Annotated in this window: 22 protein-coding genes; 5 read left to right on the forward strand and 17 right to left on the reverse strand. The window is 68.3% G+C overall.

What is annotated here, in order from left to right; genetic code table 11:
- Positions 1–43: 43 nt before the first annotated feature.
- Positions 44–274 (reverse strand): hypothetical protein, encoded by a 231-nt coding sequence (locus WJ35_RS31830; RefSeq protein WP_060715416.1) that lies wholly within the window; start codon positions 272–274, stop codon positions 44–46.
- Between the two features lie 154 nt (positions 275–428).
- Between WJ35_RS31830 and WJ35_RS15375 the strand changes: the two genes are divergently transcribed.
- A complete protein-coding gene (locus WJ35_RS15375; protein WP_043292622.1) occupies positions 429–1,388 on the forward strand; it encodes an alpha/beta hydrolase in 960 nt (319 codons plus the stop codon).
- A gap of 100 nt (positions 1,389–1,488) precedes the next feature.
- On the opposite strand, the gene WJ35_RS15380 is transcribed toward WJ35_RS15375, so the two are convergent.
- A complete protein-coding gene (locus tag WJ35_RS15380) occupies positions 1,489–2,463 on the reverse strand; it encodes a MerR family transcriptional regulator (RefSeq protein ID WP_059475453.1) in 975 nt (324 codons plus the stop codon).
- 26 nt (positions 2,464–2,489) lie between these two features.
- Here WJ35_RS15380 and WJ35_RS31270 point away from each other — a divergent pair, with 26 nt between their 5' ends.
- Both WJ35_RS31270 and WJ35_RS15385 read left to right on the forward strand, forming a co-directional pair.
- Entirely contained in the window at positions 2,490–2,648 is a 159-nt protein-coding gene (locus WJ35_RS31270) for a hypothetical protein (RefSeq protein ID WP_155121920.1), read from the forward strand.
- 66 nt (positions 2,649–2,714) lie between these two features.
- Positions 2,715–4,244, forward strand: a complete 1,530-nt coding sequence (locus WJ35_RS15385; RefSeq protein WP_069239483.1) for a cryptochrome/photolyase family protein — start codon at positions 2,715–2,717, stop codon at positions 4,242–4,244.
- Between the two features lie 208 nt (positions 4,245–4,452).
- On the opposite strand, the gene WJ35_RS15390 is transcribed toward WJ35_RS15385, so the two are convergent.
- The 4 genes from WJ35_RS15390 to WJ35_RS15405 all read right to left on the reverse strand — a co-directional run bounded on the left by WJ35_RS15390 (position 4,453) and on the right by WJ35_RS15405 (position 8,043).
- Complete coding sequence (locus WJ35_RS15390) at positions 4,453–5,508, reverse strand: NAD(P)/FAD-dependent oxidoreductase (RefSeq protein WP_046427401.1); 1,056 nt, start codon at positions 5,506–5,508, stop codon at positions 4,453–4,455.
- A gap of 88 nt (positions 5,509–5,596) precedes the next feature.
- Complete coding sequence (locus tag WJ35_RS15395; protein WP_011880034.1) at positions 5,597–6,304, reverse strand: sigma-70 family RNA polymerase sigma factor; 708 nt, start codon at positions 6,302–6,304, stop codon at positions 5,597–5,599.
- Between the two features lie 113 nt (positions 6,305–6,417).
- Positions 6,418–7,149: a GTP cyclohydrolase I gene (gene folE, locus WJ35_RS15400; protein ID WP_011880035.1), complete on the reverse strand. Its 732-nt coding sequence runs from the start codon at positions 7,147–7,149 to the stop codon at positions 6,418–6,420.
- Positions 7,150–7,242: 93 nt separating this feature from the next.
- On the reverse strand, positions 7,243–8,043 hold the full coding sequence (locus WJ35_RS15405; protein ID WP_045579631.1) for a hypothetical protein: 801 nt from the start codon (positions 8,041–8,043) through the stop codon (positions 7,243–7,245).
- 317 nt (positions 8,044–8,360) lie between these two features.
- Between WJ35_RS15405 and WJ35_RS31275 the strand changes: the two genes are divergently transcribed.
- Entirely contained in the window at positions 8,361–8,549 is a 189-nt protein-coding gene (locus WJ35_RS31275; RefSeq protein WP_155121921.1) for a hypothetical protein, read from the forward strand.
- A gap of 36 nt (positions 8,550–8,585) precedes the next feature.
- Here WJ35_RS31275 and WJ35_RS30185 read toward each other — a convergent pair whose 3' ends face one another.
- The 10 genes from WJ35_RS30185 to WJ35_RS15450 form a co-directional block, all read right to left on the reverse strand.
- Positions 8,586–8,756, reverse strand: coding sequence for a DUF2256 domain-containing protein (locus WJ35_RS30185; RefSeq protein WP_080484387.1), 171 nt, complete (start codon positions 8,754–8,756; stop codon positions 8,586–8,588).
- 93 nt (positions 8,757–8,849) lie between these two features.
- Complete coding sequence (locus WJ35_RS15410) at positions 8,850–9,386, reverse strand: chalcone isomerase family protein (RefSeq protein ID WP_011880038.1); 537 nt, start codon at positions 9,384–9,386, stop codon at positions 8,850–8,852.
- 1 nt (position 9,387) lies between these two features.
- A complete protein-coding gene (locus WJ35_RS15415) occupies positions 9,388–10,605 on the reverse strand; it encodes an SAM-dependent methyltransferase (RefSeq protein ID WP_045579632.1) in 1,218 nt (405 codons plus the stop codon).
- A complete protein-coding gene (locus WJ35_RS15420; RefSeq protein ID WP_011880040.1) occupies positions 10,602–11,456 on the reverse strand; it encodes a DUF1365 domain-containing protein in 855 nt (284 codons plus the stop codon). Before WJ35_RS15420 ends, WJ35_RS15415 begins: the two co-directional genes overlap by 4 nt.
- Complete coding sequence (locus WJ35_RS15425; RefSeq protein WP_069239484.1) at positions 11,453–12,763, reverse strand: NAD(P)/FAD-dependent oxidoreductase; 1,311 nt, start codon at positions 12,761–12,763, stop codon at positions 11,453–11,455. The genes WJ35_RS15420 and WJ35_RS15425 overlap by 4 nt, the downstream gene beginning before the upstream one ends.
- Before the next feature lie 92 nt (positions 12,764–12,855).
- Positions 12,856–13,470 carry a lipocalin family protein gene (locus tag WJ35_RS15430; protein ID WP_069239485.1) on the reverse strand — a complete coding sequence of 205 codons (615 nt, stop codon included), beginning with the start codon at positions 13,468–13,470 and terminating at the stop codon, positions 12,856–12,858.
- 8 nt (positions 13,471–13,478) lie between these two features.
- Positions 13,479–14,579 carry an SAM-dependent methyltransferase gene (locus WJ35_RS15435; RefSeq protein ID WP_011880043.1) on the reverse strand — a complete coding sequence of 367 codons (1,101 nt, stop codon included), beginning with the start codon at positions 14,577–14,579 and terminating at the stop codon, positions 13,479–13,481.
- Positions 14,579–15,409 (reverse strand): DUF1295 domain-containing protein, encoded by an 831-nt coding sequence (locus WJ35_RS15440; protein WP_011880044.1) that lies wholly within the window; start codon positions 15,407–15,409, stop codon positions 14,579–14,581. Before WJ35_RS15440 ends, WJ35_RS15435 begins: the two co-directional genes overlap by 1 nt.
- Before the next feature lie 155 nt (positions 15,410–15,564).
- A complete protein-coding gene (locus WJ35_RS15445) occupies positions 15,565–16,296 on the reverse strand; it encodes an anti-sigma factor (RefSeq protein ID WP_011880045.1) in 732 nt (243 codons plus the stop codon).
- The gene (locus tag WJ35_RS15450; RefSeq protein ID WP_011880046.1) at positions 16,293–16,904 is read right to left on the reverse strand and encodes a sigma-70 family RNA polymerase sigma factor; all 612 of its coding nucleotides are present in this window, start codon (positions 16,902–16,904) and stop codon (positions 16,293–16,295) included. Before WJ35_RS15450 ends, WJ35_RS15445 begins: the two co-directional genes overlap by 4 nt.
- Before the next feature lie 242 nt (positions 16,905–17,146).
- Between WJ35_RS15450 and WJ35_RS15455 the strand changes: the two genes are divergently transcribed.
- On the forward strand, positions 17,147–17,716 hold the full coding sequence (locus tag WJ35_RS15455) for a lipocalin family protein (RefSeq protein WP_011880047.1): 570 nt from the start codon (positions 17,147–17,149) through the stop codon (positions 17,714–17,716).
- Between the two features lie 139 nt (positions 17,717–17,855).
- Here the strand turns inward: WJ35_RS15455 and WJ35_RS15460 are convergent, their stop codons facing one another.
- The gene (locus tag WJ35_RS15460) at positions 17,856–18,515 is read right to left on the reverse strand and encodes a carbonic anhydrase (protein WP_011880048.1); all 660 of its coding nucleotides are present in this window, start codon (positions 18,513–18,515) and stop codon (positions 17,856–17,858) included.
- Positions 18,516–18,519 lie beyond the last annotated feature (4 nt).

Raw genomic sequence — 18,519 nt, forward strand, 5'->3', positions numbered from 1 at the left:
GGGATGGGGCCGAGCCGCGCGACGTATCCGAACGATGGCCGCGTTATTCATGTCGCGGCCGTCCATTGCCCGCGATGACCGGCGCGGTCACGCCGTCCCAACGCGCTGCGATCGCGATCGCCGCCGGCAGGATGAGCGCCCAGCCTCGTCCGTGGCCACAGCGATGCACACGTCGCATCTCGACACGGCGCGCACGCGCAGCGCGCAGCCAAACAGCGCCGAAGGAATAGGGCGATTCGCAGACGATGGCTTCATCGGGAGCGATGGCGGGCATGCGGGCTCCGTTCGTTGGTTCATGCGTATACGGCGGTGCGCGGCGAACGGATGCATCTCGTGCCGACACGAGCGGAACGCGCGCCTGCATCCGCCTGCGCTCCGGCTACGTATACGCGGGTATGCGACCCGCGTGGTCACAATTGGAGATTTGCATGAACCTCAAGGTGGCGCTCGCCGTGCTGTCCGTGCTGGTCGCAGCCGCTTTGCTGGCCGCGCACAGTCCGCTGCGGCTTCTGAATGCATTGACGCCGACCAACACCTTCCGCCTTTTCGCCGATATCCCCTACGGGCCCGGCGAGCGCCAAGTGCTCGACGTCTACTTGCCGGCGCGCGTGGCGCGCGACTGGCCGACCGAGCCGAATGCCGGCGCGCCCGTCGTCGTGTTCTTTTACGGGGGAAGCTGGCAGTCGGGCAAGCGCAACGACTATCTGTTCGTCGGCGAGGCGCTGGCGTCGCGCGGCTTTGTCGCCGTGGTGCCCGACTACCGCACCTATCCGGCCACCACCTTTCCCGGCTTCATCGACGACGCGGCCCGTGCGGTCGCATGGGCGCGCGGGCACGCGGCTGCGTTCGGCGGCGACCCGCGGCGCGTGTTCCTGATGGGGCATTCCGCCGGCGCACAAATCGCCGCGCTGCTCGCCACCGACGGCCGCTATCTGGCCGCGAGCGAGATGCGCAGCAGCGAGATCGCGGGCGTGATCGGGCTGGCCGGCCCATACGATTTCCTGCCGCTGCGCGATGCGACGCTCGAACGGATCTTCCCCGACGACCAGCGTGCAGCGAGCCAGCCGATCCGCTTCGTGCGGGGCAGCGAGCCGCCGATGTGGTTGGCCGTCGCCGAGAACGATACGGTGGTCGAGCCCGGCAACACCGATCGATTCGCGCGGGCGTTGCAGAACGCCGGCGATAGCGTGGTGGTCACGCGCTACCGGCATCTGAGCCATGCCGCGCTGGTCGGCGTGCTGGGCGCGCCGCTCAGACGCGCGGCGTCGGTGCTGGACGATCTGTCGGCATTCGTCGAGCGCGCGGGCGGCGTGTCGAACGCCGGAGTCGCGAGCGGCGACGCAAAGCCGCGCGCTGCGACGGTCGCGTCGGCGGTTTCGGCGCAGTGAGCGGTGGTGAAATGGAACGGGCGCGCTCGTCGCCGCGCATCGCGCGTCGACGACGCGCTACGCCACAACGCAACCCAACCGCTGGCTGGCGATTGCCGCCCTAGACCGACTTCGGCGCTTGCGCGGCCGCGTCCAGCCCTTCTTCGCGCAGGATGACGGAGAGTGCCGTTTCGAGCAATTCGGCGGCCCGATTCGCCGCGTCGCCGAGATGGCGGTGCAGCAGCGCATCGGCGGGCGAGCGCGACACGCATTCGTCGCTGTAGCGCTCGAACGCGCTGAGCTGCATGATCAGTTCGGACAGATGGCGCGGGCATTCGCATTTGACCGTCGTCGACAAGCCGCTCAGCGACGCGAGCGTCGCTTCGTCGAAGCGGCGCTGCGTGCGCAGCCACAGCCCGCGCTCGGCGTCGTTCACCTGTCGCGCCTTGACGACCGCCTGGGCGAGTTTCGAGATGATCGACGCCGAGTTGGTCTGGCCTTCCGTCGAGCGGAACAGCTCGAACCCGGACAGCCGCGCCAGCTCGACGGCCTCCGCCGTGCCGAACCCGTATATGACGGCCACCGCATGTGCATTGAGCGCTTGCGCCGCGCTGGCCAGTTGCGACACGACGTCTTCATGAAGCGACGTGGTCGTCGCGATCAGCGCATCGGCGGACGGACCGGTGTGCCGGCTCGCTTCGTCGATCGATTCGATGCGCGCCGCGATATGGATGCCCATGCGCTCGATAGCGGACGCCGAGATCGGCAACGCGCCGACGACGGCCAGGCTCACGCCCGTTTCGGGCAGCGCCGCGCCGCCGCGTGTATCGGTCAACGACAACGCCTCGAGTTCGTCGCGGCTCAGGCTCGCGATCGAGCCGATCGCGTGGCCCTGGTTGACGAGGGCCTTTAGCAAACGAATCCGCTGCACGTCGTCGTCCGAGTACATCCGCTGCCCGGACGGCGTCTTCGGCGGCGCAACCACGCCATAGCGCCGCTCCCAAATCCTCAGCGTGGCTGCTGGCATGCGTGCCAGGCGCGCGGCCTCGCCGCTGCGATAGCGGTGCGGCGTATCGCGATCCTTGCGAGCGGACATCGGTGCTCTCCTGAAGTCGATGGCTGATGTATCAGGATTTTACGCTGTTTGCCGGAAATTTGAAGCAGAAAAGTGATTCAATGTGCTCAATTTTGATCGGAAAGATGGTTCGTGAAGCGCATGCGCGGCTAGAATGTATCGGTGCGGCGGGCGTTGTGCGCGAAGTTGTAAGTGAAGGATCGTGACGCATCCGGCGTCGCGATGCGCCCGCCTCGACACCCCATGAACGACAACCGATCGCAAAGCATCCCATGACCACCTTGAGGCTCGTTCTCGGCGACCAGCTCGACCCGCATCACCGCTGGTTCGCCGAGGTCCGGCCCGGCATCGTATACGCGCTGATGGAGATTCGGCAGGAGACCGACTACGTGCTTCATCACGCGCAGAAGCTCATTGCGGTGTTTGCGGCGATGTGCCGCTTCGCCGAGTTGCTGCGCGAGGCGGGGCACGTCGTCCACTACATCGGGATCGACGATCCGCTCAATCGCCAGGCCATTGCGGCGAACCTCGACATGCTGGCCGACCGCTACGGCGCACATCGCATCGAGTATCTGCTGCCCGACGAGTGGCGCGTCGACCGGCAACTGCAGGCTTATGCGGCGTCGGCGCGCGTGCCGGTGCAAGTGCTCGATACGAACCATTTCTACACCACGCGCGACGAAGTCGCGAGCCTGTTCGGCAACAGCCGCACGTGGGTCATGGACCGCTTCTATCGAAGCATGCGCGTACGCCATCGCGTGTTGCTCGACGCACAAGGGCGTCCCGCAGGCGGGCAATGGAACTACGATGCCGAAAACCGCGAGGCGTGGTCCGGTACGCCTGCCGAGCCGCCCGACTGGCGTCCGCGTCACGACCATCGCGCGCTGTGGAGCCGGATCGTGGCCGCCGGCGTGCGCAGCTTCGGCGCGCCGTCCGCCGACGACTTCCGCTGGCCGGTCGATCGCAGCGAGGCGCTCGCGTGCCTCGAGTCCTTCATCCGGCATGGGCTGCCTTTCTTCGGACGCTTTCAGGATGCGATGCACCGCGACGCGCGACGCCTGTTCCACTCGATGCTGTCGTTCGCCCTCAACGTCAAGATGTTGAATCCGCGCGAAGTCGTCGAGCGCGCGGAGCATGCGTATCGCACCGGCGCCGCGCCGCTGGCCGCGGTCGAAGGGTTCATCCGGCAGATTCTCGGCTGGCGCGAGTTCGTGCGCGGCGTGTACTGGGCGCGCATGCCGGGTTACGCCGACAGCAATGCGTTCGGCCATCGGCGCGCGTTGCCGCATTGGTTCTGGAACGGCAGCACGCGCATGGCGTGCATGGCGCATGCACTGACGCAATCGCTCGACGCTGCGCATGCGCACCATATCCAGCGACTGATGGTGATCGGCAACTTTGCGCTGCTGGCCGGGCTCGAGCCGCGTCAGGTGCATCAGTGGTATCTCGGCGTCTACATCGATGCGTTCGAATGGGTCGAGCTGCCGAACACGCTCGGCATGAGCCAGTACGCGGATGGCGGCGCGATGGCGACCAAGCCGTACGTTTCCAGCGCCGCGTACATCAACCGGATGAGCAACTACTGCAAGGGCTGCGCGTACGACCATCGTGCGCGCACGGGCGAGCACGCGTGCCCGTTCAATGCGCTGTACTGGGATTTTTTCGACCGGCATCGCAGCGCGCTGCAACACAACCACCGGCTGTCGATCGTCTATCGGCAACTCGCGCGTTTCGACGACGAGGCGTTCGATGCGATCCGCGCGCAGGCGGAGTGCGTGGTGCGGGATATCGAGTCGCTGTAGGGCGGGTTGTGGTCGGGGCGTATGAAGGGGCGGCGGATGGGGAGCGCCGCTTGCGTCGAAATGCCGAAGTGCGCGGGCGCCGTGTGTTGCGCCCGTGTCGCATGTCGAGCACTGCCGTGGCGCCGCGCGATCGCTCGCCGCATGCGTTAAGTAGCAGAGAGCATCGCGGAATTGGCGCGCGCCTCACCCTCCGACGTTCACGAATCGATCAACTATCGGAACTGGGTGTCTCAACGCGTGAATTCCGTGTGCCCAACGCGTCGACCACGGCGCCGCCGAGCCCGCTGCCGCTCAACCATGCACCTTCGACCTTGCCGCCGCCCAGCCAGTCCCCGCACAGCCCGACGCCCGCCGTCGTCCGCCATGCAAAGCGGCCGTGCGTCGAGGCCGTGGCAGCGGCCGGCTCCGCATAGCGCCACCGATGGGCAGTCGCCGACTCGGCGCCAGCGCCCGTGATGTCCCGAAACGCCGCCAACAATGCGTCGGTCACCCATTCGGCCCGTGCTTCCAGATGAGCGTGACTCCAGTCGGGCGTTGCATGCAGCACCCACGTGTCGATGCCGGCGCGCCCGGGCTTGGACGTGTCGTTGGCGATCCAGCCGAGCGGCCCCGCATTGACGAAGGCCGCGTCGAAGCCGGCGTCCGGCAGCCCGCGGCACTGCGCCATCACCGTCCACGTCGCGCGCATCTCGCTGCGCTGTGCGATGACGGCAAGACCCGGCTCCGCATGCCGCAAAAGCGGCACGGCCTGCGGCGCCGGGACGGCGACGATCACGGCGTCGTGGTGCGCGTCCAGTACGCCGTGCTCGGCCGACGTCGCGCGCCAGCAATCTCCGTCGCGGATCAACTCGACGATCGTCGTTTCGCAGAGCGTTCGAATGCCGGCCGACAGACGCTGCGCCGGCGCCGACATGCCCGGCACGCCGACGTACCGCAGCGCAGGCGCGAGCAACGCACGCGGGCCGAGCGCGCCGATCGACGCCACGCGCGCCTCCCACGGGGCTGCTGCTCCACTTGCCACCCAGCGCGCTACTTCGGCGACGAACGCCGGATGTTGCGCGGTGAAATACGGCGCACCGTGATCGGCTTGCCAGAGCGCGGTACGGCGCGTACTCATGCGTCCGCCGACACCGCGGCTCTTTTCGTACACGGTCACGCGGTGACCCGCGTCGGCCAGCACGCGCGCGCAGGCCAGCCCCGCTATCCCGGCGCCGACGATAGCGATATGTGCCGATGAGTCGGAAAACGGCGGCATGTGATTCATCGTGGCAGCCCCATGCGTTGGGAGATCGCCGCAGCGCGTGCCGCATGGGCATCGGCACTCGACGTCGAACTTCTGCAATCGGGCTGGCTCATTGCTCGAGGTAAATCCTGAGCCGCAGCAGGCTGCGGCGAATCCAGCTCTTCATCGTGCCGAGCGGAACCTGCATGCGCTCGGCCAGCTCGGCATACGATGCGCCGCCGTGAAACGCTTCACGCAGCACGTAGGCTTGTCGCTCGCCGAGATGGGCGAGCCCGCGCTCCAGGCGCTGGCGTTCCTGGCTTGCCTGAGCGCCCGCGTCCGGTGTCGGGCCTTCGTCCGGTATCAGCAGCGCCTGCTCTTCGTCGAGCGGCGCGTCACGGTGCTGCCGGAGCCGATCGATGGTTCGATTGCGGGCGAGCGTCAGCAGCCATGTCATCGCGGTGCCGCGTTCGGCGTCGAACGCACCGGCGCGCCGCCATGCCGTCGTGAACACCTCCTGAAGCAGGTCTTCCGCTTCATGGCGGTCACGTATCATCCGCACGATCACGCCGTACAGCCGTGCCGACGTGAATCGGTACAGCTGCGCGAACGCCTGCTCGTCGCCGGCGGCGACGCGACACAGCAGGCTGTCGAGCGCCGCGTGCCAGACGGCTTGCTCGTCCGGTTCGCGCTGCGCCGTGTCGTCTGCGAACGCGTCGGCGCCTGCCGCATGCGACCGGGAATGAGCGGCGCCGCGGCGTTGCTGTCTGGCCGAATGGAGCGGCTTCGCGCGCCCGTGCGCCGACGACGGGCGGAGTGACTCGTGCGAACAGTTCATCTGCAACTCCGCATGCTGTGAGCTTCCTGCTTTTGCGCGTCGCGGTGCGAGCGGACGCCGATCATGAGTGAACACCGTGCCGGTGGATTCATTGCGCGTGGTTCCGTGCCGGCCTACGCGTCCTTGCCGGACAGAAGGGCAAGGAACTCGCGGCGAAGCGACGCGTCCGCGAGGAACTTGCCGCGCATCACGCTGTTGGTCATCTTCGCTTGGTCGTCCTTGGTGCCGCGCCAGTGCATGCAGAAGTGGTCGGCTTCGAGCACGACGGCAAGCCCGTCGGGCGCGATGCGCCGTTCGAGCAGGTCGGCGATCTGCTTGACCGCCTCCTCCTGAATCTGCGGGCGCGCCATGACCCAGTTCACGAGCCGGCCATACTTCGACAAGCCGATCAGATTCGACGTGGCGCTCGGCAGCACGCCGATCCATATCCGCCCCATGATCGGGCAGAGATGATGCGAACACGCGCTGCGTACGCGCAGCGGGCCGACGATCAGCAGTTCGTCCAGCCGCTCGACGTTGGGGAACTCGGTGACGGGCGGCGGTGCCTCGTAACGGCCTGCAAACACTTCGCGGACGAACATCTTCGCGACGCGCCGCGCGGTGTCGCGCGTGTTGTGGTCGTGATCGACGTCGATGACGAGCGAGCGCAGCACCGCTTCCATCCGCTGTGCGACTTCGCTCTGCAGCGCGTCGAGCTCGCCGTCGCGCAGGTGCGCGGCGATGTTGTCGTTCGCATGAAAGCGCGCGCCCGCATGTTCGAGCCGACGACGAATCAGTTGCGACAGAGGAATGCCCTCGTCGATCGCGGTCAACGTGTGCTCGGGCGCGTCGATTACATTTCCCATTTCGGTTCGTTTCTCGAGGTTGGATGGTGGTGCGGCAGATCGTGATCCGGTGCGATGCCGTGCGTGCCCGAAGAGGTATCGGCCGCGCGTGGCTCAGGTGCGAACGCGCGCGCGTGCCTGCCGACCGGGCCGGCCCGCGCGCTCGCGACGGCGGCGTGCGTGCGATGTGCGGTGTCGCGCGGCAGGCGTCGTGTCGTCGCGATGCCGCATGCGCGGCAACTCCGGTTCGCTGTCGGTTCGTTCCGGCGCGAACGTGGCGGCGACCGCGCGTTTCAGTTTCGCCAGCACGAACTGACGGTCGACCTGACCGTCGGCCGCACGGAACAGATCGAAGCCGGCGACACGCAGCAGCTCGACGGCGCGCACGCTGCCGTATTCGTAGACGACCGCGGCCGCACGGACGCGACGCCCGTGCGCCAGCGACACGAGGAGCTGCGCAACGTCGCTGTGCAGCCACGTGACGTGCGCGACGAATGAATCGACGAATAGCTCCGGATGCCGCAGCGCCTGGAACACCGACTCGGCGCGCTCGCTTATGCGCAATCCGGGCGGCGCGGCCGGCGCGACCGGCATGTCGGCGGCGAACAGGTCGCCCATCACCAGCAGCGTCGGATAGGCGGGCGTACCGAGGTCGGCTTCGGCGAGCGTCGTTCCGTCAGTGCGGACGAACGTCGCTTCGGCGCGCGCGCATCGGTCGATCGCCTGTGGTTGCGGGCGACGACGGCGTTCCCCGCGCGTCAGCGCCGCGAGCCGCTGGCGCGAAGCGGGTTCGTCGGCGTTCGCGGCGGGACGGTGCGAGCGCGCGCGCGCGGTGGCGGCGGCCGCACGCATCCGGCCCGCGGCCGCACGGATGGCGAGACGGCTCAGCTTGATGTGGTCGTTGCGTGTTGGCACGGGGCCTCCCTTGGGTCGATACCTGCGTCACGGCTCGATTGTATGCAAATTTTCGGGAATGTGAAGCAGAAAAGCGAGTCAAGAGTTGTGAAAATGCGAATTTAGTGTGTCATTGCCTCTGCGGTGTGGGGTATTCGTGTGAAATTATGCGTGTAATATGGACTATCGAGCCGAATGTGCTTCAATTTCGCGTCTATTGAAACGGAATTATGAGTCGCTATTCGTGATGAATCTGCGCCAAACGATGCGATTCATACGGATGCTAGCCAATGGGATGGGGTGTGTTGGGCGTCTGACTCAAGATATGACTCAGATAGATGAGTCAATGGCTCAAATTCGATTCATCCAGCCGCAGTGATGCGCTCGACCTCCTGCTGCTGGCCCATCTCGACCGGACACCGACGGGGACAGCCGGCGTGCAGTTCTTTCGACTTGCGTCAACCGCGGAGAACGCACGGCGCGCATGGGCCAACAGCGCTCAACCGCGCGACGAGGTTCACCCCTGATTGGCCCGGCGCTATGCGCGACGAGCCAGCGCGACCTCAATCGCGCGAACCGACCGACTTCCCCCTCCCGGTCGATCGCCGGTTTCGCCGGCAGCGATCCGAGCAATATCGGACGTCCTCCCACACTGCCTTCCACTTCTTTCTCCAGCTGAAAGGCAACCCACAGGCGGCACACGTTTTTCGAGGCAAGTGAATCTTGTCGACCATGGCGAACGACGCGTTGAAAGCGATCCTCACGAAGTTCGATCACGCGGCAACGCGGCCGCGCGCTGATTCGGCCGGCCGCGCCCGCCGGCCGAATCAGCGCGCATCGTCGCCGAGCAACTGGCGGCGCAACGACGTCGCGCGTGTGCGCGGATCGAGCCAGATCTCGAAGAACGCGCGCGCGAACGCCGGATCGGCCACTTCCGCGGTGAGGCGACCGTTCGTATAGAAGCGTGCGCCGCGCTCGGGCAGATACACGCCGCAGAGCACGTCGCCGCGCGACACGTCGGTGAACGCGCGGGCGATGTCGCGTCGCCAGGCGTCGCGCGTCGCGGCGGGCAGCGGCGCTGCCGCGAGGCGCTCGATTTCATCCATGCCGGTCGCTACGAGCCGCTCGCCCGTCACGTCGTGGCGATAGGCCAGCGACAACGCGAACGGCGTGTCGAACGCGCCGGGCGCGCGACGCGCCCACAGCTGCGCGTCGTACAGACAGATCGCGAACACGCAGAAGCGGCCCGAGCCGATCAGCCGCGCCGACGCGACATCGTCGACGCAATTTGCATCGGCGGCGCCCGGCATCGCGAACGCCGCCCACGCCGCAACGGCCGCGAGGGCCGCGAACCGGCGCGTCATGTCAGCGGCCCGCCGACACGACGAAATGCATCACGTCGGTACGCCGCTCGGCAAATCCAGCTTCGCAATAGGCGAGGTACAGCCGCCACGTGCGAATGAAGGTCTCGTCGAATCCTTGCGCGCGCACCAGATCGGCGTGTGCATCGAACGTCGCCCGCCACGTGCGCAGCGTGCGCGCGTAGTCGTCGCCGAACGCGTGCACCGGTGCGGCGGCGAGTCCGGCGCGGCGCGCTGCGTCGACGAAGCGCTCGGCGCTCGGCAACATCCCGCCGGGAAAGATGAATTCGCGGATGAAGTCGCTCGACGCGCGGTACGCCTCGAATTGCGACTCGGCGATCGTGATCGATTGGATCAACGCGCGTGCACCGGGCTTCAGACGCCGCACGAGCACGTCGAAGTACACGGGCCAGAACTTTTCGCCGACGGCTTCGAACATTTCGATCGACACCGCCGCATCGTATTGGCCGTCGACGTCGCGATAGTCGCGCAATTCGATCGTGACGAGATCGGCCAGCCCCTCGCGCGCAACGCGTTCGCGAGCCAGCGAATATTGTTGCTGCGAGATCGTCACGCCGTGCACGCGGACGCCCTGACGCGCCGCGTGTACGGCGAAGCCGCCCCAGCCGCAGCCGATCTCGAGCACGCGCATGCCGGCGCGCAGGCCGAGCGTCGCGACGATGCGCTGATACTTCGCCGCCTGCGCGTCGGCGAGCGGGCGGCGGTCGTCGCCGTCGAAGCATGCGCTCGAATAGGTCCACGTATCGTCGAGCCACAACCGGTAGAAGTCGTTGCCGAGGTCGTAATGCGCGTGGATGTTGCGGCGGCTGCCCGCGCGCGTATTCGCGCGCAGCCGATGGCGCAGCGCGTACCACACGCGTGCGAAGGGGCCGCCCGTCACGGTCTTGGCGATCACCGGCTGATTGCGGATCGCGACGCGCAGCAGCGCGACCGGATCGGGCGTGTCGACCCAGCCGGCGCGATACGCGTCGGCAAAGCCGATGTCGCCGGCGCGCAGGATCGCGCGGCAGGCGCGCCAGTCGCGGATCTGCAGCGTCGCGGCCGGCTGGCGGTGCGGATCGCCGAACACGTGTTGTGCGCCTTCGGGCGTCACGAGCGTGAGATGGCCGTCGTGGATGCGTCGCAGCAGCGCGATGAACAACCGGGCCGACAGCGGCAGCGCCGCTTGCGAGGCGGCAGAGAGCAGGCGCAGCAGGGTCATGGGCGGGCCTCGTGATCGGACGTCGCCGGGCGGCCGCGTGACGACGCGTCCGGCGAGCGGGACAGGGACGAATCGGCGCCGGCCGAATGGCCCGGCGGCGTCTTGCCGTAGAACGGCACGCGCGCGAGCCACAGCCGCAGCGCATGCCAATGGATGCGGATGACGACGTTCACCGCGTTCAGCGGCTGGCGAGCCAGCGCGCGCCACGCGCGTGCGGCGGTCAGCGGTTCGGCGCGCATGCCGAGCGCCGTGCGCAGCAGCAGGCCGTCGTCGTCGCGATAGTCGATCGCGACGCTCAGGCGGTCGCCACGCTGCCGCACGCGAAACGCATAACTGCCGACCACCTCGCAAAACGGCGAGACGTGAAACGTCTTTCGGCAGACGAGGGCGGTGCCGGCGTCGATCGGCGCGTGATGCAGCGCCGTCAGCAGATAGCCGTGGTACGCGCCGAAGGTGTTGCGCACGTCCGCGTAGAGCGCGCGCAGCCGGCCCGCGCGGTCGTAGCAGTACCAGAAGCTGACCGGGTTGAACGCGTATCCGAAGATGCGCGGGATCGTCTGCAGCCAGATCGGGCCGTCGGCCGGAATGCCGGCCCGCGCGAGCAGATCGCGCATCCATGGCCCGAGCGGCCGCCCGTCGCGCGGGCCGTAGTCGCGCGATGCGAGCGCGAGCGGGCGCCAGCGGTCGACGCCGAACCAGCGGCCGTCGATCTCGTCGAGCCGTTCGACGTCGCAGCAGACCTGGAAGATCGGATACGTGAACGCATGGCGCACCGGCCGTAACCGTTCGTGCATCACGTGGCCGACCAGAAGCCGCGCGGCATGGCCGTCGCGGGCGAACGGCGCGTTCATGGGCGCGCCCAGACCGGCGCGATGCCGAAGTCGGCGGCGACGCGCAACGCCGATTTCAGCCCGTCCTCATGAAATCCGTAGCCCGTCCACGCGCCCGCGAACCACGTGTTGCGCCGTCCCTGCAGCGCGGGCAGACGTTGCTGCGCGTCGACGGCCGCGAGATCGAGCAGCGGATGCTCGTAGTCGTAGCGCCCCAACTGCGTGCCTGGCGCGGGCTCGTCGACCGGATTCAGCGTGACGACCACCGGCGAACGGAACGGCAGCGGCTGCAACTGGTTCAGCAGATAGCTGACGCACACTGGCGCTGCGTCGCCGCCGCCCGGCGCGGAGCGGCCGCTCAGGTAGTTCCAGGCCGACCACACGCGCTTGCGGCGCGGCAGCAGCGCCGTATCGGTATGCAGCACCGCGACGTTGTGCTGATAGCGCACGGCGCCCAGCACGTCGCGCTCGGCGTTGCTCGGGTCGGCGAGCAGCCGCAGGCTCGTCGGCGCGTGGCAGGCGAGCACGACCGCATCGAAGCGCTCGTGACCGGCCGCGTCGGTGGCGACCATGACGTAGCCGTCGTCGCGCCGGATCGCGCGCACCGGCGTGCCGACGCGCACGTCGTCGAGCGTCGCGGCGATGCGCTCGACGTACTGCCGCGCGCCGCCGGCGACCGTGCGCCACGGCGGGCGGTTGTTGACCTGCAGCAGCGCGTGATTCAGGCAGAAGCGCAGGAACATCGCCGCCGGAAAACGCAGGATGTCGTTGGCCGCGCTCGACCAGATCGCGGCCGCCATCGGCAGCAGATAGTGATGCTGGAACGGCGCGCCGTAGCGGCCGGCGGTGAGCAGTTCGCCGACCGACAGACGCTGGCGGTGCGCCGCTTCGAGATGATCGCGCGCGGCCGCGTTGAAGCGCAGGATGTCGCGCAGCATGCCGAGAAACGTCGGCGAAAACAGGTTGCGGCGTTGCGCGAATACCGTGTTGAGATTGCTGCCGGCCCATTCGAGCCGGCCGCCGTCGACCGACACCGAGAACGACATGTCGGTCGCATGTGCCGCCACGCCGAGTTCGTCGAACAGCGCGATCAGGTTCGGATAGGTGCGGTCGTTGAATACGAGGAACCCCGTGTCGACGGGGTGGCGCGCTCCGTCCAGTTCGACGTCGACCGTGTGCGTGTGGCCGCCCAGATAGTCGGCGGATTCGAACAGCGTCACGCGGTGACGGCGGGCCAGCAGATAGGCGCTTGCGAGGCCCGCGATGCCGGCGCCGACGACGGCGATTCGTCGTCCGCGCGGCAGCGAGCCGATGTATTGCGGGTGCATCGCGAAGGGTCTCCGTCAGTCACAATAGCGCAATCGGAAATGACATGTCCGGATATACGTGGCGCGCGCGCGTGCGGATGCACGGCAAGCCGTCAATCGCGCCGGCCGGGCGACGCGAAGCCGGGTTGGCCGAGCTGGTCGGGCGTTTGCGGCACGCGCCTGAAGCGCGACGTGTCGTAGCCCATCGCGTCGAGCCGCGCGAGCAGAGACCGATAGGTGGCGTCGTCCATGGTCGGCTCGCGCGAGAAGATCCAGCCGAGCGTCTTGCCCGGGTAGCCGAGGATCGTGTAGCGATAGTCGGCGTCGACATACAGCGTCAGCTGCGTGACGTACACCGGCCAGAACAGCCGCAGGCGCCATTCGCCGCCGCCGCTGCCGGGCTTGACCGAATCGACGAACCGGTAGCGCGTCTCGGGTCGATCGAAGCCGCCTTTGCGGCCGACGAACGCGTCGTCGATCCGACCGTCTTCGCGTAGCCGCCATTCGGCCCGACTGCCGACGAAATCGCGTTCCGCGAAATACGGAATGTTCGCGATCACGTACCAGCGGCCCATGTAGCGCGGCAGGTCGACGGGAACGGTCGACAGCGGAACGCCGGCGCGCGGATTCGGGTTCGGCGGAGCGTCGGAGCAGCCTGCGGCGCCGAGCGCGAGAGTCATCGCCATCGCCATCGCGACGGCCACGCGACGCACCGCGCCGTGCGACATGACGGGCCTCACGCGTGCCCCCGGCGCTTGTCGAACAGATAATGGGCGACGCCCCATTCCTGCCCGCCGGCATAGCCGAACAGCTCGGCGACGGCCATGTAGAACATTCGCCAGCGCTGGAACCAGACGCGCGCGTCGGCGCCATAGACGGTGTCGAAAATCGGCATGATCCGGTCGCGCGCCGCGTCGAGCGACGCGAGCCACTGGTTCGCCGTGCGCGCGTAGTGCGTGCCGTCGAGCCACCATTGGCGGGCGATGCGCACGTCGTCCTGGAACCGCAGCAGCAGATCGGCCGACGGCATCGTGCCGCCGGTGAAGAAATGGCGCGACATCCAGTCGGTGTCGTCGCGCACCGCGAAGTGATAGGCGAGCAGCTTGTGCGCGAAGATGTGCACGAACAGCTTGCCGTCGTCGCGCATCCAGCGCGCGATCTTCGCGAGCAGTTGCCCGTAGTTCTTCATGTGCTCGAACATCTCGATCGACAGCACGCGGTCGAAGCCGGCGTCGTCGGCGTCGAAATCGAAGTCGACCACGTCGCCGGTCACGATGCGCAGATTGGTCAATCCGCGCCGCGCCGAACATTGCTCGATGAACAGCCGTTGGCCGTGCGAGTTCGACAGGCCGACGATCTGCGCGTGCGGATAGCGTTCGGCGAGCCACAGCGACAGCGAGCCCCAGCCGCAGCCGAGGTCGAGAATGCGCTGGCCGTCCGCGAGCTGGGCGCGCTCCACGTACAACTCGAGCATCGCGTCCTCGGCCTGCGGGAGCGTTTCGGTGCCGCGCGGGTAATAGCCGCACGAATACTTGAGCCGCGGGCCGAGATGCGCCTCGAAGAACGCGCCGGGCACCTCGTAGTGCTGCGTGTTCGCTGCTTGCGTGTCGATCGCGATCGGGCTCGCGCTCAGTTCGCGCACCAGCGCGTCATGGGCCGCCGCTCGCCCTTCGCCGTCGTAAGCATGTTCGGCGCGCAGGCGGTCGCGCATCAGCGAGCGCATTCCGGCGCGGATCAGCGGGTCCGGCAGCCAGCCGCGCTCGCAACAGCGGATCAGCCAGGAGTCGTCGGGTGCCGGCAGCGTGGCCGGCGACGGTGGCGAGGTGGTAGCGGTCATCAGCGTGAGCTCCGGTCTTCGGGGTGATCGGTCGGCGCGGCGGAAGTGCCGCGCATCGGCCTGGGCGGCCACGGCACGAGCGCGCTGGTCGTGCGCATGTAGTCGCGGTAGCCCGGCCGGGTTTGCACGAGACGCGCTTCGAGCAGCGGCAAGCCGGATATCTTGACCAGCAGCACGGCCATCAGCAGCGGCGGCAGCAGCGTCAGCCAGCCCCACGGCATCGCGATCGCCAGCGCCGTGTACGCGAGCCAGTGCACGCACTCGAAAAAGTAGTTGGGGTGCCGCGAATAGCGCCACCAGCCGACGCGACAGACCTGGCCGCGGTGGCCGGGATCGGCGAGGAAGCGCGCGAGCTGCCGGTCGGCGGCCGTCTCGCCTGCCACGGCGGCGATCCAGATCGCGACCGCGGCGGCAAGCGCCGCCCCCGACGGCGCTTCCGCGCTATAGGCGGGGACGAAGAACGCGATCGACAGCAACATCGAGATCAGCGCTTGCAGCTGGAACAGCCAGAACATGTTGCGCGGCGCGGCGTCGCCCCATTGCTCGCGGAACCGGCGATAGCGCGGATCTTCCGGCTGCCCGCGATTGCGCCGCCACAGATGCTGCGCGAGCCGCAGGCCCCAGACGCCGCCGCCGATCGCGACGAGCGCGCGATTCGCGGCGAGGCCGGTGCCGAGCGCTGCGACGAACACGGCTACGCCGCCGAGCGTCGCGGCCCAGACGGGGTCGATCATTGCGGCGTTGCGGGAATGCAATTGTTCGATCCATACCGCCGTGAACGACAGGAACAGACCGATGAAAGCGAGCAGGGCAACGGCGACGGCGGGCATACGGGCTCCGAGGACGCGATGTCTTCGATATACGGAGCCGTGGGCGGAACGGATGCAGCAGGCAGGATGCAGCGCGGTTCGGCGGTGTCGGGAAGGGGCGGGTGAGACGTAGTCGCGCGCCGCGCGGTTGCGCGGCGTGCGTCATGTGGTGCGCGTTATGCGGCGTGCATCGGCCCGGTGGCGAGCACGGGCCCGGTCGGTTGACCGGTCGGCGAGCCGCCGCGCGGCTCGAGCGACACGGCGAGAACCGCGCGCGCGCCGAGTTGCGCGACGATCGCATCGGGCAGCGTCATCGACGCCGGCGCGTTCGGCGCGAAGACGCCGAGCGAAATCGGCTTCGCATTCGGCGGAATCAGCCACAGTTCGGTCGAGCGATCGGCGGCGATCGCCGGCGTGTTCGCCGGCACGACGACCATCGTCGCGCGCCGCAGGTCGACCGTGGCCGTCCAGTCGGCCACGCCGTCCTGCCGCGCGAGCGTGGCGGCCATGTGGGGCGTGCCGACGGCGGCGCGCTGCGGCGCCTCGCCGACGCGGAGCACGTTGACCGCGAGCAGCCCGAGCGCCGCGGCGCTCGCGCCGATGCCGACCCAGCGCCACAGTTGCAGGCTGTTCCACCATCCGCTTGATCGTGCGTCGCCGTGAGCGGGCGGCGCAGCGGTGAAGTCGAGTTCGCGCTGGATTTTCGTCCAGACGCGCGCGGGCGGCGCGACCGGCGCGACGTCTTCGGCGAGCGGCGCGAGACGGCGCTGCCAGCGCTCGAGCGTGGCGCGCAACATCGGATCGCTTGCGGCGGACTGCTCCAGCACGCGGCGTGCGTCGGCGTCGAGCACGCCGAGGGCGTATTCCGCGCAGCGCAGTTCGGGATCGTGATCGGGCGACGTATTCATTGCTCCAGACACACCTTTAGCTGCATCAGGCTGCGCCGGATCCAGCTTTTCATGGTTCCGAGCGGCACGCGCAATTGCGCGGCCAGCTCACTGTAGGTCGCACCGCTGAAGAACGCCTCGCGCACCGCGCGGCCGTGGTGCGGATCGAGCCGCTCGAGGCAGCGCTCGAGGCGTTGGCGCTGCTGACTCGCCTCCGCGAGCGCGGCCGGCGTCGGAGCGTCGTCGGGGACCGTCAGCCGGTGTTCGTCGTCGAGCTGCGCGTCGCGATGCTGCCGCAACCGGTCGATCGTCCGGTTGCGCGCGAGCGTGACGAGCCATGTCATCGCGCCGCCGCGCGCCGGGTCGAACGCATCGATGCGCCGCCACGCGGCGGTGTAGACATCCTGAAGGAGATCCTCGGCTTCCCCGTGATCGTGCACCATCCGCACGATGACGCCGAACAGGTGCGCCGCGCTCAGCCGGTAAAGCTCGGCGAAAGCGGCCTGATCGCCGAGCGCCGCCTGCGACGTCACGCGGTTCAGGTGTTCGCGGCGCGCGGCGTCCGCGTCGCCGTCGCGCGCAGACGCCGACGGAGCGACGCGCCCGGCATCCTTCGGCCTGTCGTTCATGCGGAGAAAATGGCGCGCAGAGCCATGGCTTGAATGTGGAGCGAAATATAGCACTGTCGGACGTACCGGTTGAGCGATCGCGGTCGACACGCCGCCTGTCGTGCAGGCCGGCGGGCGTCGCAGGATCTTCAGTCAGATACGAGCGTCGCGCGCGTGCAGATGCAGCCGTCATTCGCGGGATGCTGCAGCATCCCGCCGGTCGGGTGCAAAATGGCCGGACATCGTGCCTGGAGAGCTAGTCAATGAAGCAAAGTATCGTCCGTAGGCCCGCGCGTGCGGTGTGCATGGTCGTCGCCGGCGCAGCACTGTTGCTCGCCGGATGCACCGGCCTGGCCGGCGGGCCGAGCGGCAATGCGCAGGTGCCGCAACCGGCCAGGCCCGTCGATCTCGATCGCTACGTCGGCCGATGGTACGAATTCGCGCGCTACGAAAACCGCTTCGAACGGGGATGCGACGGCGTGACGGCCGACTATGCGAAGCGGGAGGACGGCCTCATCGGCGTGCGCAACAGCTGCCGCGAAGGCGGCCCGAACGGGCCGGTGCGGAGTTCCGAAGGGCGGGCGAGAATCGTCGCCGGCAGCGGCGACGCGAAACTGAAGGTGTCGTTCTTCGGGCCGTTCTTCTTCGGCGATTACTGGGTGCTCGATCACGCCGACGACTATGCATGGTCGATCGTCGGCGAGCCGTCGGGCCGGTTCCTGTGGATCCTCACACGCAGCGCGAAGCCTTCTGCCGACGAAGCCGTGGCGCTGATCGAGCGCGTGCGCACGCTCGGGTACGACACGAAGATGTTGCGCCGCACCGCGCATTAGGGCGGCCGCGCGAGGTCGGCCCAGCGAGGCGGCACGCGCAAGCCGCATGCGCGCGGCCGATCGAAGCGCATGGCGCGCGCGCGGACCGGCCTGCAACCCGCCTCGCGCCGGGCCACTGCCGGCGCGAGCCGGTAAGCGACTAAGCCTGCCCGCGATCGCGCGCGTTCACGGCGACCACCGACGGCGATTCCGCAAGCGGGACGAAGCGCCGCGTCGCGCCGTCGAGCGCGTCGATGCCGCCGCTCTCGATGTCGTAGACCCAGCCGTGCAGGTTCATGCGGCCTTGCTCGAGCGCGAGCGCGACCGACGGGTGGGTGCGCAGGTTCGCAAGCTGCGCGATCACGTTTTCGCGCACCAGCCCGTCGAGCTTGGCGCGCGGCGTGTCGTATTCATGGGCGGCATTGATGACCTTCGCGGCATCGGCATGGCGCAGCCAGTTCGCGACGGCCGGCAGATGATCGAGGCACGTGCAGCGCGAGATCGCGCCCATCGCGCCGCAATCGGAGTGGCCGCAGATCACGATGTCGCGCACGCCGAGGACGGCGACCGCGTATTCGACGGTGGCCGACACGCCGCCCGGCTCGGGGCCGTACGACGGCACGATGTTGCCGGCATTGCGGATGACGAACAGTTCGCCGGGTTCGCGCTGCGTGAGCAGCTCGGGGACGACGCGGCTGTCGGAGCACGTGACGAACAGCGCTTTGGGGCTCTGTGACGTGGCGAGTTGCTTGAACAGCGCCTCGCGTTGCGGAAAGATGTCGCGCTGAAAACGCAGAAAACCGTCGATGATGTCTTGCATGCTT

Origin of the sequence: Burkholderia ubonensis (assembly GCF_001718695.1) — a bacterium.
Lineage (GTDB): Bacteria > Pseudomonadota > Gammaproteobacteria > Burkholderiales > Burkholderiaceae > Burkholderia > Burkholderia ubonensis_B.